14 protein-coding genes are annotated in these 13672 nt (G+C 67.9%); 5 read left to right on the top strand and 9 right to left on the bottom strand.

Annotated elements, in window-relative coordinates; translation table 11 throughout:
* Positions 1–227 precede the first annotated feature (227 nt).
* Positions 228–1184, top strand: coding sequence for a chemotaxis protein (locus CTP10_RS28110; protein WP_116319369.1), 957 nt, complete (start codon positions 228–230; stop codon positions 1182–1184).
* Between the two features lie 358 nt (positions 1185–1542).
* Here the strand turns inward: CTP10_RS28110 and CTP10_RS28105 are convergent, their stop codons facing one another.
* Positions 1543–2199 carry a peroxiredoxin gene (locus tag CTP10_RS28105; RefSeq protein WP_116319370.1) on the bottom strand — a complete coding sequence of 219 codons (657 nt, stop codon included), beginning with the start codon at positions 2197–2199 and terminating at the stop codon, positions 1543–1545.
* A gap of 86 nt (positions 2200–2285) precedes the next feature.
* A complete protein-coding gene (locus tag CTP10_RS28100) occupies positions 2286–2723 on the bottom strand; it encodes a universal stress protein (protein ID WP_116319371.1) in 438 nt (145 codons plus the stop codon).
* Between the two features lie 299 nt (positions 2724–3022).
* Here CTP10_RS28100 and CTP10_RS28095 point away from each other — a divergent pair, with 299 nt between their 5' ends.
* Complete coding sequence (locus CTP10_RS28095; protein WP_116319372.1) at positions 3023–4732, top strand: SulP family inorganic anion transporter; 1710 nt, start codon at positions 3023–3025, stop codon at positions 4730–4732.
* 1 nt (position 4733) lies between these two features.
* Here CTP10_RS28095 and CTP10_RS28090 read toward each other — a convergent pair whose 3' ends face one another.
* From CTP10_RS28090 to CTP10_RS28070, 5 genes are all read right to left on the bottom strand, one after another.
* Positions 4734–4928: a ribbon-helix-helix domain-containing protein gene (locus CTP10_RS28090; RefSeq protein ID WP_116319373.1), complete on the bottom strand. Its 195-nt coding sequence runs from the start codon at positions 4926–4928 to the stop codon at positions 4734–4736.
* A 156-nt stretch (positions 4929–5084) separates the two neighbouring features.
* Positions 5085–6203 carry a dihydrolipoamide acetyltransferase family protein gene (locus CTP10_RS28085; RefSeq protein WP_116319374.1) on the bottom strand — a complete coding sequence of 373 codons (1119 nt, stop codon included), beginning with the start codon at positions 6201–6203 and terminating at the stop codon, positions 5085–5087.
* 35 nt (positions 6204–6238) lie between these two features.
* The gene (locus tag CTP10_RS28080) at positions 6239–7216 is read right to left on the bottom strand and encodes an alpha-ketoacid dehydrogenase subunit beta (protein ID WP_116319375.1); all 978 of its coding nucleotides are present in this window, start codon (positions 7214–7216) and stop codon (positions 6239–6241) included.
* 46 nt (positions 7217–7262) lie between these two features.
* Positions 7263–8348, bottom strand: coding sequence for a pyruvate dehydrogenase (acetyl-transferring) E1 component subunit alpha (gene pdhA, locus CTP10_RS28075; RefSeq protein WP_116319376.1), 1086 nt, complete (start codon positions 8346–8348; stop codon positions 7263–7265).
* Positions 8349–8549: 201 nt separating this feature from the next.
* Positions 8550–9365: a MetQ/NlpA family ABC transporter substrate-binding protein gene (locus CTP10_RS28070; protein WP_116319377.1), complete on the bottom strand. Its 816-nt coding sequence runs from the start codon at positions 9363–9365 to the stop codon at positions 8550–8552.
* A 179-nt stretch (positions 9366–9544) separates the two neighbouring features.
* Between CTP10_RS28070 and CTP10_RS28065 the strand changes: the two genes are divergently transcribed.
* From CTP10_RS28065 to CTP10_RS28055, 3 genes are all read left to right on the top strand, one after another.
* Positions 9545–9886: a hypothetical protein gene (locus CTP10_RS28065; protein ID WP_116319378.1), complete on the top strand. Its 342-nt coding sequence runs from the start codon at positions 9545–9547 to the stop codon at positions 9884–9886.
* A 65-nt stretch (positions 9887–9951) separates the two neighbouring features.
* Positions 9952–10209 (top strand): hypothetical protein, encoded by a 258-nt coding sequence (locus CTP10_RS28060; protein WP_199414576.1) that lies wholly within the window; start codon positions 9952–9954, stop codon positions 10207–10209.
* Complete coding sequence (locus tag CTP10_RS28055; RefSeq protein ID WP_116319379.1) at positions 10209–11198, top strand: lysylphosphatidylglycerol synthase domain-containing protein; 990 nt, start codon at positions 10209–10211, stop codon at positions 11196–11198. Before CTP10_RS28060 ends, CTP10_RS28055 begins: the two co-directional genes overlap by 1 nt.
* 37 nt (positions 11199–11235) lie before the next feature.
* On the opposite strand, the gene CTP10_RS28050 is transcribed toward CTP10_RS28055, so the two are convergent.
* Together CTP10_RS28050 and CTP10_RS28045 are read right to left on the bottom strand one after the other, a co-directional pair.
* Positions 11236–12510, bottom strand: a complete 1275-nt coding sequence (locus CTP10_RS28050; protein WP_116319380.1) for an O-acetylhomoserine aminocarboxypropyltransferase/cysteine synthase family protein — start codon at positions 12508–12510, stop codon at positions 11236–11238.
* 204 nt (positions 12511–12714) lie between these two features.
* Positions 12715–13671, bottom strand: a complete 957-nt coding sequence (locus tag CTP10_RS28045; protein ID WP_116319381.1) for a TauD/TfdA dioxygenase family protein — start codon at positions 13669–13671, stop codon at positions 12715–12717.
* Position 13672: the final 1 nt, after the last annotated feature.

Below are 13672 nucleotides of genomic sequence, written 5' to 3'. Positions count from 1 at the left end.
ATGACAAGTTGGGAACAACTATATGGACGACCCCGCCGCCAAGGAACGAAGCAATCCGGATATCCAACGATGAAATCCGAACATGCCCCCGTGGCGGCCTCCCTCAACTCTCCAGTCCCCGGGCCGATATCCAGTCATGACTCCTGCCGTCCGCCAGCCGCCGCGGCAGCAGGGCAAGGCACAAACGGCGGCCACAGATCATTCAACGCACGGTACGGGAGCGACGCATGAGCAGTTCCATGAGGGACATCGACGAACGGACTAACCTCACCAACAACAACCAGTTCGAACTGCTGCTGTTCCGGCTGGGCGATGCCGAGCACACCGGCCAGTCCGAGCTGTTCGGCATCAACGTCTTCAAGGTGCGCGAAATCCTGGTGATGCCGCCGGTGACGACGGTGGTCGGGGCCGACCCGTCGATCCTGGGCATGTCCGATATCCGCGGGCAGGTGATCCCGGTGATCGACCTGCCCCGGCTGGTGGGCTGCACCCCGCGCAACGGACTCGGCATCCTGCTGGTCACGGAGTACGCGCGCTCGACGCAAGGCTTCGCGGTCGAGGCGGTGGAGGAAATCGTGCGCCTGGAGTGGAACCAGGTGCACTCGGCAGAGGCCAGCGTGCGCACCGGCCATGTCACCAGCATCGCCAAGCTGGACGCCGGCACGGACCAGGCGCGCCTGGTCCAGGTACTCGACGTGGAGCAGATCCTGCGCGATGTGCTGCCGACGCGGCAGCCGGACGTCGAGCCGGGCTCGGTCGGCCCGCAGCTGAACCTGCGTCCGGGCCTGAAGGTGATCGCCGCCGACGATTCCGCGCTGGCGCGCGGCCTGATCGAGCAGGGCCTGAAGGCGCTGGGCGCGCCGGTGCTGATGACCAAGTCGGGCAAGGAAGCGTGGGAGCTGCTCGACCGCATCGCTGCCGAGGCGGCCAGCCACGGCAAGTCGGTGCAGGACGAGGTGGCGCTGGTGCTGACCGACCTGGAAATGCCCGAAATGGACGGCTTTACGCTGACGCGCAAGATCAAGGCCGACAGCCGCCTGAAGCAGCTGCCGGTGGTGATTCACTCGTCACTGTCAGGCGAGGCCAGCGAAGAGCATGTGCGCAAGGTAGGGGCGGATGCCTATGTGGCGAAGTTCGTCGCCAAGGAACTGGCCGATACCATTCGCCAGGTGCTGACGCGATGAGCGCTGCGTGAGTCGGGTGCCTGAGTTGAGTGCCTGAGTTCGGTGCCCGAGAGCACAACCTGGGTGGTCTTAGGCAGCACAAGGCACAAAACCCTTCAGGCTGCAAGCATTCCCTTACGTTAACTGGTTGCCTATAAAACGGGCACTCCAGTACGAGCCAAGGCCGGCGCGCCCTTGGCGGTTGTCAAGAGGGGGGATATCCACTGAACCTGTGGATAGTTCCCTGTGGACAAGTCAGGCGTCCCGGCTGGCACTGCCCGGGACGCCTGCCCGCGGTCTTGCGTGACCTCCACGCCCTGCCGCGCTCCCTTGCTCGCTCTCTCCCTTGTCTGGTCTTGCCCGGGCCTGCCCGGCGCCTTTACTTGGGCTGCTCCACCGTGCGCAGGTAGGGCTTCAGCGTCTTGAACCCCTGCGGGTATTTCTTCTTCGCATCTTCGTCCGAGACCGATGTCGGGATGATGACATCCTCGCCCGGCTTCCAGTTCACCGGCGTGGCCACGGTGTGCTTGGCATTGAGCTGCAGCGAATCCAGCAGGCGCAGCACTTCATCGAAATTGCGCCCCGCGCTCATCGGATACACCAGCATCGCCTTGACCTTCTTGTCCGGGCCGATGATGAACACCGAGCGGATGGTTGCGTTGTCCACCGCCGTGCGCGGTCCGCTGCCGCTGGCTTCGGGGTGGATCATGTCGTAGAGCTTGGCCACGGTCAGGTCGGCGTCGCCGATCATCGGATAGTTGACGGCGGCGCCCTGGGTTTCCTCGATGTCCTTGGCCCAGCGCTGGTGGTCGCTGACGGGATCGATGCTCAGGCCGATGATCTTGGTATTGCGCTTGTCGAATTCGGGCTTGAGCCGCGCCATGTAACCCAGTTCGGTGGTGCAGACCGGCGTGAAGTCCTTTGGGTGCGAGAACAGGATCGCCCAGTTGTCGCCGATCCATTCATGGAAGCTGAGCTTGCCTTCCGTGGTGTCTGCGGTGAAATCCGGGGCTTGTTCGCCCAGTCGAATCGCCATGGTTGCGCTCCTTGCGGTTGGCATTGGGGGGTGGAAAAAGCGCGGTGCCGGCGTGCCGGCCGGCACCGCGTGCGATTGGCTGCCGCCTAGCGCAGGACCAGCACCGGGATCGTGCTGTGCGTCAGGACTTTTTGCGTTTCACTGCCGATCAGCAAGGCCTGCAATCCGCGCCGCCCGTGCGACGACATCACGATGAGGTCGCAGCCGCGCTGTTCGGCGCACTGGACGATGGCCTGCCAGGGGTGATCGTCGGTGGCGGTGACGGTGTCGCATGGCACGCCGGCCTGGCTGGCCGCACGCGTGACCGCGGCCAGGAAGGTATCGGCATGGCGTGCGGCCTCTGCCGCGAAGGACTCCTTGGTGTCCTGCAGGCTGGTCAGCCGGTATGTCATGACGTGGTACTCGGGAATCACATGCAGGCCGGTCGCGCGGGCGCCGATGCGGCTGGCGAAGGCCATGGCGCGGGCCACCATCGCTTCGGCACGTGCGGAGCCGTCGGTGGGCACAAGGAGGTGCGTGAACATGATGGCCTCCGATTGCAGTGAGTGACCGCGTCCGCCGGGCTCTTCCGCCCGGGCCGTCCGGACGAGCCACTCCAGTATAGGAATTGGCCGGTGATAGCGACAGGTCGCGTGCAGGCTTTACAACGCCTTCGCACGGCCCTTTGCGGAGACCCTTGCGCTGGCCCTTGCCGAGTCGCCAGCGCGGAGCCGGCGCAAGCGGCAAGTGCCGGTGTCACATGTCACTTTCATTAACATGTTGTTATCATTCGATGCACCTGTGCCCCTCCCTCCAACGTTGACCCACTGCAAGGAATTTCCGCATGATCGCGCTGCGCGAAGCATGGCAGGCCGGGCTGTTCCGCCGCGGCAACTGGCTGCCCAACCTGGTGTCGGGCGTGATCGTGGGCGTGGTGGCGCTGCCGCTGGCGATGGCGTTTGCGATCGCATCCGGCGCCAAGCCCGAGCAAGGGCTGTACACGGCCATCGTCGCCGGGCTGGCGGTGTCGCTGTTCGGCGGCAGCCGGCTGCAGATTGCCGGCCCCACCGGCGCGTTCATCGTGGTCCTGTCCGCCATCACCGCGCGCCATGGCATTGGCGGGCTGCAACTCGCCACGCTGATGGCCGGGCTGATCCTGCTGGCGCTGGGCCTGGCGCGGCTGGGCGGCGTGATCCGCTACATTCCCGCGCCGGTGATCGTCGGCTTTACTGCTGGCATTGGCGTGATCATCTTTGTCGGGCAATGGCGCGACTTCTTCGGGCTGCCGCCGGTAGCCGGCACCCACTTCCATGAAAAGCTGTGGCACCTGCTGCAGGCGCTGCCACAGTGGCACGCGGCCACCACCGCGCTGGCGCTGGGGAGCCTGTTGCTGGTGCTGGGTGCGCCGCGGATCCGCTGGCTGCACCGCATTCCCGGCCCGCTGGTGGCGCTGGTGGTGGCGACCGCGGTGCAGGCGTTGTTCCGCTTCGATGGCGTAGCCACCATCGGCAGCGCCTTCGGCGGCCTGCCGCGCGGGTTGCCGGTGCCGGCGTTGCCGGAAGTCACGCTGGCGCGCCTGATCGAACTGGCGGGGCCCGCCTTCACCATCGCCATGCTGGGCGCGATCGAATCGCTGCTGTCCGCGGTGGTGGCCGACGGCATGGCCGGCACCCGGCACGATTCCAACCAGGAACTGGTGGGGCAGGGCATCGCCAATATCCTGGCGCCGCTGTTTGGCGGGTTTGCCGCGACCGGCGCCATCGCCCGCACCGCCACCAATATCCGCAACGGCGGCAACAGCCCGCTGGCCGGCATCACCCATGCGCTGACGCTGGTGCTGGTGCTGCTGTTCCTGGCACCGCTGGCGGCGAGCGTGCCGCTGGCTACGCTCGCGGCGATACTGTTCGTGGTGGCGTGGAACATGAGCGAGGCGCGCCAGTTTGCGCGCATGGTGCGGCGCGCGCCGCGCGCCGACGTGGTCATCCTGCTGATCACCTTCACGCTGACCGTGCTGACCGACCTGGTGGTCGCGGTCAATATCGGCGTGATCCTGGCCATGCTGCAGTTCCTGCGGCGCATGTCGGCGTCGGTGGAAGTGACGCGCCAGGACGCGACGGGCATCGAGCGCGAGCTGAGCTTCGAAGCGGGCGCGGCCGATCCTCTGGCTGCCCGCATCCCGCCGGGCGTGCTGGTCTACGCCATCGACGGCCCGTTCTTCTTCGGCGCGGTCGAGGCCTGCGAGCAGGCGCTGGTGCACACCCATACCGAGCCGCGCGTGCTGCTGATCCGCCTGGGCCGGGTGCCGTTCATCGACATGACCGGCTTGCAGACGCTGGAAGCCGTGATCCGCACGCTGCGCCGGCGCGGCGTGGCGGTGGTACTGGCCGAGGCCAATGCGCGCGTGCGGCACAAGCTGGCGCGGGCCGGGGTGCTGGCGGAACTGGGCGAGGAGAACTACGCGGACGCGCTGGCGCAGGCGGTGCAGCGCTGCGGCGTGCTGGCGGGCGAGGGCGGTGTGGAACGGGATCGCGGGGATACGGGCGCCCCCCGCTGAGCTACTTTTTCTGCCGTCCGCTGCCGGCGGGCCGTGGCTTGGTGGCGTACTCCACGCCATGCTGGGCCAGGTATTCGCGGATCAGCTGGCGCACCACCTGCGATGGCGTCAGGTCCTGCGCGGCGCACAGGGTTTCGAAGGCCTTCTTCTTAACCGGGTCGATCAGGATGGTCAGGCGGGCGGTTTTGGATTCCATGAGCGGTCAGGCGGTCCGGCGGCGGGGATCGACGGCATTATATACAGCGCAAACCTGCCAAATCGCGCCGGTTTGCTCCCCTCTCCCACTTCGCGGGAGAGGGGAGCGTTCACAAAGCGGGCAGCAGGGTTTGCAGGCGCTGTCCCCGATGTCCCGCTAAGCCGGCTTCTCCAGATCCGCAATCACCGCCGCCAGAAAACGCGCCGCCTCACCCCCCGTCACCACCCGGTGGTCAAACGTCAGGCTGAGCGGCATCACCCGATGCACCGCCGGCACACCGCCAGCCGCGACCACCTCGTCCCGCACCCGTCCCGCGCCAAGGATCGCCACCGTTGGCGGCACCACGATCGGCGCCGCGTAGCGCCCCGCGATCATGCCGAAATTGGACAGCGTGATGGTGTTGCCGCGCATCTCTTCGGGGGCGATGGTGCGCGCGCGGATGTCGGCGCGCATGCGGTCGAGCCCATGGCGCAGGTCGGCCGCGTCGCGGGTGCCCACGTCGCGCAGCACCGGCACGAACAGCCCTTCGGGCAGGTCGGCGGCAATGCCGACGTCGATCTTCTTCAGCACATGGCGGCGGCCGGTCTGGCCCTCGTACCAGGCGTTCAGGCCCGGCTCGGCTCGGCAGCCGGCCACCAGCGCGCGCACCAGCCGGATGGTGACGTCGGCGCCCGCCTGCCAGGCGTGGATATCGGCATCGTCCATCACCGTGGCCGCTGCTACTTCGTTCTGCGCGCGCGCCATGTTTTGCGCCATCGCGCGGCGCACGCCGCGCAGTTCTTCGGGCGCGCCAAGTTCGGCCAGCGCGGCGGCAACGCGTTCGACGTCTGCGGCGGTAACAGTGCCCTCCGGCCCCGACGCGGTGGTCATCGCCAGGTCGACGCCAAGGCGCCGTGCGAGCGCGCGCACCGCTGGCGTGGCCTTTATGCGCGCGCCCATGCCGGTGGCGGGCGCGGCCGTACCTTGCGGCGCGGCTTCGCTGGCCACGCGCGCGCCGACCTGGACCGAGCCGACCACGGTGCCGGCATCGGCATCCTCGCCCGCGCCCTCGAAGCCCACCAGCGGCGCGCCCAGATGGACGATATCGCCGGGCTGCGCGTATAACTTGCCAATCGTGCCCGCGTAAGGCGAGGGAATTTCGACGATGGCCTTGGCGGTCTCCACCGACAGCAGCGGCTGGTCCGCGGCGACCGCATCGCCCACCTTGACGTGCCAGTTCACGATCTCGGCCTCTTGCAGGCCTTCGCCCAGGTCGGGCAGCTTGAAGACTCTCATCGGCGCTTCCTTGGCTCGGTGCTGCTCGGCGTCAGTCAGGCGGCCATGGCCTTGCGTGCCGCGTCGGCGATGCGCGCGGCGCTGGGCAGGTAGGTGTATTCCAGCCGCGCCAGCGGCACCACGGTGTCGAAGCCGGCCACGCGCTGCACCGGCGCTGCCAGCGAATACAGCCCGGCATCGGCCAGCTCCGCCGCGATCTCGGCGCCAAAGCCAGCGGTGCGTGGCGCTTCGTGCACGATCACGCAGCGTCCGGTGCGCGCCACCGCTTCGAGGATAGTCTGCATGTCGAGCGGCTTGAGCGTGGCGACGTCGATCACAGTTGCGCTCACGCCCTCGGCGGCCAGTTCGTCGGCGGCGGTCAGCGTCTCCTGCACCATCGCGCCCCAGGTCACCAGCGTGATGTCGCTCCCTTCGCGCAGCGTGAAGCAGGTATCGAGCGGCAGCACCGCGCCGTCGTCGGCCACTTCTTGGCGGAACAGCCGGTACAACCGCGTGGGCTCGAGGAAGATCACCGGATCGGGATCGGCGATCGCGGCCAGCAGCAGCCCGTACGCGCGTGCCGGCGACGACGGCACCACCACGCGCAGCCCTGGCATGTGCGCAAACATTGCTTCCGGGCTTTCCGAATGATGCTCGGGCGCGTGGATGCCCGCGCCGCACGGCGAGCGCACCACCAGCGGGCAGCTCAGCCGCCCGCGCGTGCGGTGGCGCATGCGCGCGGCGTGGTTGATGATGTGGTCGATGGCCGGATAGATAAAGCCGGTGAACTGGATTTCGGCCACGGGCCTGAGCCCCATCGCCGCCATGCCGATCGCGGCGCCGACGATGCCGCCCTCGGCCAGCGGCGTATCCATGACCCGCGCCGCGCCGAAGCGCGCCTGCAGGCCGGCGGTGGCGCGGAATACGCCGCCGTTGACGCCGATGTCCTCGCCCAGCAGCAATACGTCGGGATCGCTCTCCAGCGCATGGCCCAGTGCCAGGTTGACCGCTTCGACCAGATTGATTTCCGCCATGGTTAGCTCGCTTTGGTCGTTGAACGCCGTCAGGGTTGGTCGGGCGCTAGCCGTGCTGCGCGGGATAGCGCCGCGCCGTCTCCAGTTGCGCCTGCAGCGCCTGCGGCATGGTGGCGTACAGGCAGTCGAACATTGCCGCGGGATCCGGCGGCGGCAGCGCCAGGTAGGCTTCCACCGCCTGCGCCACCTGCTGCGAGCAGGCCTTGACCAGCGCCTCTTCGCGGGCCGCGTCCCAGGCGTTCAGCGACAGCAGATGCGTGCGCAGGCGCAGCAGCGGCTCTTCCTGCCAGTGCGCCTTGACGCTGGCCTCGTCGCGGTAGCGCGAGGCATCGTCCGCGGTGGTGTGGTCGCCCAGCCGGTAGGTGATGGCCTCGATCAGCGCGGGCCCGCCGCCTGCGCGCGCGCGCTCGATGGCCTCGCCCACGCGGTGCCGCACCGCGACCACGTCGTTGCCGTCGATCTGCTCGCCCGGTATGCCTGCCGCGATGGCCTTCTGCGCCAGCGTCTGCGCCGCGGTCTGCCCGCTGCGCGGCATCGAGATTGCCCACTGGTTGTTGTTGATCACGATGACCATCGGCGCGCGCCACGCGCCGGCCATGTTCATGCCTTCGTAGAAATCGCCCTTCGAGGTGCCGCCGTCGCCGAGCAGGCACACTGCCACCCTTGGCTCGTTGCGCAGCTGGAAGGCATAGGCAGCGCCGGCGGCATGGCATACCTGGGTGCCGATCGGCACGCAGTTGGCAAAGTCATGCGGCGCCGCCGCAAAACCGCTGCCGCGTTCGTCTCCGCCCCAGTACAGCAGGCTCTCGGTCATCGTGACGCCCCGCACAAACTGCGCCGCATGGTCGCGGTAAGAGGGCACCAGCACGTCTTCGGGCCGCATCGCGCAGGCCACGCCGACGCCGATGGCCTCCTGCCCGAGGGCCGAGGCAAAGGTGCCGATCTTGCCGGTGCGCTGCAGCGCGATCGCCTTCAGGTCGAACTGGCGCGTCAGTACCATGGCCTGGTACAGCGGCAGCAGCGCGTCCGGGTCGCTGGCAAGGGGCGGGGGCGGGGAAGTGGGGGAAGAGGGTTCGCCCGGCGGGGCGAGATAACGCGTATAGCCGATCTCGAAGCTCGCAACCATGGACATGGCAGGTCTCTTGATGCGCGTGTCGTGTTGTGATCCCGGGCGTGCTTTGTGGGCGCGCGCGGCATGTGTAGTCGAGTGTAGGGTATTTGCGGCGGCTTAGCGGGCCAATTGTCTTGCTGCGCACAACGGGAGCCGGGTCCAGGCACGACCAACGAAAAGGGGCTCCCATGCGGGAGCCCTTTGCAGGGTTTCCGGACCGGATCAGCGCTGGTACGGCGGCGGCACGAAGCCCGCGAAGCGCTGCTGCGTCACTGCCTTGAACTCGGCCGACTGGTAGGCTTCCTTGATGTCCTTGACGAACGGCTTGTTGAGGTCGGCCGTCTTCACCGCCACCAGGTTCATGTAGTAGTCGGGGATTTTTTCCAGCGCCAGCGCGGTGGTCAGCTTCAGCCCCGCGGCCAGCGCGAAATTGCCGTTGACGAAGGCGTAGTCGACGTCGTCGAGCGAGCGCGGCAGTTGCGCGGCCTCCAGCTGGATCAGCTTGAGCTTGTGCGGGTTGGCGTCGATGTCGCGCTCGCTGGCGCGGATCGGGTCGGTGCCCGGCTTGAGCGTGACCCAGCCCACCTGCTGCAGGATGGCGATGGCGCGTGCCAGGTTGGTCGGGTCGTTCGGCAGCGATACGGTATTGCCCGGCTTTACCTCGGCCAGGGTCTTGTGCTTGTGGCTGTAGATGCCGATCGGCGCGGTCGGGACCTGGATGATGTCGGTCAGCTGCAGCTTGCGGTCGGCCGAGAACTTCTTCAGGTAAGCCACGTGCTGGAAGGCATTGGCGTCGATGGCACCGTCGGCCAGCGCCAGGTTGGGCTGCACGTAGTCGCTGAACTCGATGATCGTGACCTTGTAGCCGCGCTTTTCCAGCACCGGCTTCACGCCATAGCGGATCTGGTCGGCGTACGGGCCGGCGGTGGCGCCGAAGCGGATTTCCTTCTTGTCCGGATCGGCGGCGCTTGCGCCCTGCATCACGCCCAGCGCCAGCACTGCCGCGGCCACCGCGAAGCCGAATTTCCCGTATCGCATCAAAGCGCTCCCCTGTTGTTCGTTGGTCGTTCGTTGGAGAGCCCATTGTATGGAAGCCAAGTCATCTGGCGAACGAGTACTTAATCATGCTGATATACCCAAAGCGCATATAGACCGCATCGTGGCAGCTCTGTGCACTACGCTGAAGGACGTCCAGCCCATCTTGCCCGGAGGCCGACATGCCCGAACAACTGACCCGGCATCCTGACGTCACGCTGCAGGTATTGCGCAGCGCCGGCGCTCGCTGCGGCGAAGGCGTACCGCAGGAGATCCTCAAGGCCTGTCCGCGCGAGCGCTTCTGCAAGCTGCCCGGCGGCGAAGTCTGCGTTTACGGGCTGGATAACGCCATCACGATGACGCAGATCACAGCCGCCGACTGGCGCGCCCTGGCACAGCAGGCGGGCCCGCCGCCCAATCCCGGGATGCCTCCGCTCACCCTGGCCGGCGTGGGCACGGCGGGCATGCTGGCCGGGGTACTGCTGACGGCCCTGGTGGTCCGTCGACGGCGCGGGCCTGGCTGAGCGGCTCAGGCGTCCCCTGGCAACACCCCGGCGCTGGCATGGTGTTTGCGGCGCAATCGCGGGCCATGACACCGTTGCCGTATGCCCCTGACAGCATCCGCCTGCTGGAGAAGGGAGAACAGTACTTCCCGCGCGCATTCGAGGCGATTGCGCGCACGCCGGAAAGCGTGCCGATGGAAACTTTTATCCTGTTCGACGACGAGGCGGGAAAGAAATTGCACGCCGCGCCGCTGGCTGCCGCGCGGCGTGGCGTGCGCGTGGCCGTCATCGTGGATGGCTTCGGCGCGCATCACTTGCCCCCTGGGCCAGGGGAGGGCACGTGATGGTCGCGCAGGCGCTTTCGGCAATCCGGAACCACGCGCGCTGGCCGATGTGGCGGCGCGCGCTGGGCATCCTGTTCATCGCCGCAGTGCTGACGCTGATCGCGCGCAAGCTGGGAACCATCGACTGGGATGCGGTGCTCGCCGCGCTGCGCGGCTTCGACCGCCGCTCGCTGTTGCCGGCTGCCGGCTTCGTGGTGCTGACGGGGCTGCTGTACACCCAGTTCGATGTGCTGGGCTGCCGCTACGCTGGCCATCCGCTGCCGGTACGCCGGGTGATGGCGATCGCCTATGTCAGCTACACGATGAGCCTGAACCTGGGCGCGACACTGGGCGGCGCCGGCGTGCGCTACCGGCTGTACTCGCGCGCCGGGCTGAGCCCGCCACAGATCTGGAGCGTTTTTGCCGTGGCGGTCACCAGCAACTGGCTGGGCTATGCGCTGCTGGCGGGAACGATCCTGGCCGCGCAACTGGTGGTCCTGCCATCCGAGTGGGGGATCCTGCCGGCAGCCACGCGCCTGATCGGCGTGCTGATGCTGGCCGCGCCGGCAGGTTATCTGGCGGCGTGCGCGGCGTGGCAGGGACGGCACCGTACCGTGCGCGACCATGACATCTACGTGCCGTCGCCGCGCTTCGCCCTGATGCAGATCCTGGTGTCGGCAGGCAACTGGGCGGCGGTGGCGGCGATCCTGCATGCCTTCCTGCATACGCATGTGGACTTTTTCACGGTGCTGGGCGTGTATCTCGCTTCCGGGCTCGCCGGCGTGGTGATCCGCGTGCCGGGCGCGCTCGGCGTGGTCGAGACGGTGTTCCTGACGATGCTGGGCGGGCAGGTGCCGCACGGGCTGCTGCTGGCGGCGTTGATTGCGTACCGGGCGCTGTATTACCTGATACCGCTGGGGGTGGGGACGGTGGGGTATTTCCTGCTGGAGGCGCGGGGGAAGAAGCTGGCGGCGGGGACGGAGGCCGAAGAAGGCCAACGCCGGGTGTGAACGCTGCCCTCTCCCGCGCGGGAGAGGGCAGCAAACCTTACGCTGCCGCCAGCGCGCGATCCAGGTCCTCGATCAGGTCATCGATATGCTCGATGCCCACCGACAGCCGCACCATGTCCTCGCTGACACCAGCCGCCTTCAGTTCTTCGGCATTGAGCTGGCGATGCGTGGTCGAAGCCGGATGCGTCGCCAGTGACTTGGCGTCGCCGATATTCACCAGCCGCGTGAACAACTGCAACGCATCCAGGAAGCGCGCCCCGCCTTCGCGGCCGCCTTGCTTCAGCCCGAACGACAAGATGCCGGGGCCGCGGCCGCCCAGGTACTTCTGCACCAGCGCGTGGTCCGCATGGTCGGGCAGGCCGGCAAAGTTGACCCATTCCACCTTCGGATGCTGCCGCAGGTGGCGCGCGATCGCCAGCGCGTTCTCGGTGATGCGGTCCAGCCGCAGCGCCAGCGTCTCGATGCCTTGCAGGATCAGGAACGCGTTGAACGGCGACAGCGCCGCGCCGGTATTGCGCAGCGGCACCACGCGCGCGCGGCCGATGTAGGCCGCCGCGCCCAGCGCCTCGGTATAGACCACGCCGTGGTACGACACGTCCGGCTCGTTCAGGCGCCTGAAGCGCGCCTTGTGCTGCGCCCACGGGAACTTGCCGCTGTCGATGATGGCGCCGCCGACGCTGTTGCCGTGGCCGCCCAGGTACTTGGTCAGCGAATGCACGACGATGTCGGCGCCATGCTCGAACGGACGGCACAGGTACGGCGAGGGCACGGTGTTGTCGACGATCAGCGGCACGCCGTGGTTATGCGCCACGCGCGCGATCGCCTCGATGTCGACCACGTTGCCCAGCGGGTTGCCCACCGACTCGACGAACACGGCCTTGGTGCGTTCGTCGATCAGGTCGCCGAAGCTCGACGGGTTGCGGCCATCGGCGAAGCGGGTCTCGATCCCCGACTGCGGCAGCGTGTGCGCCAGCAGGTTGTAGGTGCCGCCATAGAGCTGGCTCGACGAAACGATGTTGTCGCCGGCTTCCGCGATAGTCTGGATCGCGTAGGTGATCGCGGCCATGCCAGACGCCAGCGCCAGCGCGCCCACGCCGCCCTCGAGCGCGGCCAGGCGCTGCTCCAGCACGTCGTTGGTCGGGTTCATGATGCGGCTGTAGATATTGCCCGCGACCTTCAGGTCGAACAGGTCGGCGCCGTGCTGCGCGTTGTCGAAGGCGTAGGCCACCGTCTGGTAGATGGGCACCGCCACGGCGCGGGTAGTCGGATCGGGCGAGTAGCCGCCATGGACGGCCAGGGTTTCGAGTCTCATGTTCTTCTCTGGGTTGTGTGCCGGACATGCCGTGCGGCGCGGCGCGCCACCGGCTGTGCGATGGTACCAGCCGGCCGCCGCACCGCCCGGGCAGTCCGGGCGCTATGGTCATCGACGGCACCCCAGCGAGGCAAGGAACCTTATTGCATTTGGATATGCGTCCGGCACGAGCGTGCCGGCCGCGTGCACAACCTAAGCGGCGCGCTACGCGGCCGCGACGGCTTGATCGACCGCCTGGTTGGCCGGTGCCGTGCCGTCGCGGCGCACGGCGGCCTTGACCGCCACGCTGTGGCGCCCGTCCACGCTGACCGGCACCGCGCCGGCCACGGTGGCACGGCGCACCACGCGCTTGGCGTCGCCGTAGTCGTTGATGGCGTAGTGCTGGGTGGCGCGGTTGTCCCAGATGGCGACGTCGCCCGCGCGCCAGCGCCAGCGCACGGTGTTCTCGAGCCGGTGCACATGCCCCTGCAGCACCGACACCAGGTGTGCCGAATCGATTGATGAATAGCCAAGCAGCTTCTTGACGAAGTGCCCCAGCACCAGCGTGCGTTCGCCGGACTCGGGATGCACGCGCACCACCGGGTGCTCGGTTTCATAGAGCGCGGAGGTGAACAATTCGCGGTAGCGCTTCAGGCCCTCGCTGCTGGCGTTCACGCGCGTGGCCGCGTAGTCGTAGTCGTTGGTGTGCAGCGCCCACAGCTTGTCGGCCAGCTCGCGCAGCGGCTCGGGAAGATCCTGGTACGCCGCGGCGGTGTTGGCCCACACGGTGTCGCCGCCAAACGCCGGCACGGTCACCGCGCGCAGCACCGACACCGCCGGATAGGCCAGGTCGAAGGTCACGTCGGTATGCCAGGAATTCGCGCGGCCGCCATGCTCGGAATCGAGTTCGAGCAGTTGCGTGCCATCGCGCGAGGGCACGGTCGGGTGCGGCACCAGCTCGCCGAACAGCGCGGCAAAGCGCTGCTGCGCGGTGTCGTCGAGATGGACCTGGTCGCGGAAGAACAGCACCTTGTGCTGCAGCAGCGCGGCACGGATGGCGGCGAAGGTCTCGGCAGGCAGGTCGCCGTGCAGGGCGACGCCGCGCACTTCAGCGCCGATGCGGCTGGCCACCTGGTGGATGTCGAGCTGGACTGCCTGGTCTTGCTGGGTTGCTTGGGTCATC

It is taken from the genome of Cupriavidus sp. P-10 (assembly GCF_003402535.2).
Classification (GTDB): Bacteria; Pseudomonadota; Gammaproteobacteria; order Burkholderiales; family Burkholderiaceae; genus Cupriavidus.
The sequence above is the reverse complement of the archived record's forward strand: the minus strand, read 5'-3'. Positions and strand labels throughout refer to the sequence as shown.

Coding starts and splice junctions, on each gene's coding strand:
- CTP10_RS28065 (WP_116319378.1), top strand. CDS start 9,545: ATGCCCGAACAACTGACCCGGCATCCTGACGTCACGCTGCAGGTATTG.
- CTP10_RS28050 (WP_116319380.1), bottom strand. CDS start 12,510: ATGAGACTCGAAACCCTGGCCGTCCATGGCGGCTACTCGCCCGATCCG.
- CTP10_RS28090 (WP_116319373.1), bottom strand. CDS start 4,928: ATGGAATCCAAAACCGCCCGCCTGACCATCCTGATCGACCCGGTTAAG.
- CTP10_RS28070 (WP_116319377.1), bottom strand. CDS start 9,365: ATGCGATACGGGAAATTCGGCTTCGCGGTGGCCGCGGCAGTGCTGGCG.
- CTP10_RS28055 (WP_116319379.1), top strand. CDS start 10,209: ATGGTCGCGCAGGCGCTTTCGGCAATCCGGAACCACGCGCGCTGGCCG.
- CTP10_RS28080 (WP_116319375.1), bottom strand. CDS start 7,216: ATGGCGGAAATCAATCTGGTCGAAGCGGTCAACCTGGCACTGGGCCAT.
- CTP10_RS28095 (WP_116319372.1), top strand. CDS start 3,023: ATGATCGCGCTGCGCGAAGCATGGCAGGCCGGGCTGTTCCGCCGCGGC.
- CTP10_RS28085 (WP_116319374.1), bottom strand. CDS start 6,203: ATGAGAGTCTTCAAGCTGCCCGACCTGGGCGAAGGCCTGCAAGAGGCC.
- CTP10_RS28100 (WP_116319371.1), bottom strand. CDS start 2,723: ATGTTCACGCACCTCCTTGTGCCCACCGACGGCTCCGCACGTGCCGAA.
- CTP10_RS28060 (WP_199414576.1), top strand. CDS start 9,952: ATGACACCGTTGCCGTATGCCCCTGACAGCATCCGCCTGCTGGAGAAG.
- CTP10_RS28045 (WP_116319381.1), bottom strand. CDS start 13,671: ATGACCCAAGCAACCCAGCAAGACCAGGCAGTCCAGCTCGACATCCAC.
- CTP10_RS28105 (WP_116319370.1), bottom strand. CDS start 2,199: ATGGCGATTCGACTGGGCGAACAAGCCCCGGATTTCACCGCAGACACC.
- CTP10_RS28110 (WP_116319369.1), top strand. CDS start 228: ATGAGCAGTTCCATGAGGGACATCGACGAACGGACTAACCTCACCAAC.
- pdhA (WP_116319376.1), bottom strand. CDS start 8,348: ATGTCCATGGTTGCGAGCTTCGAGATCGGCTATACGCGTTATCTCGCC.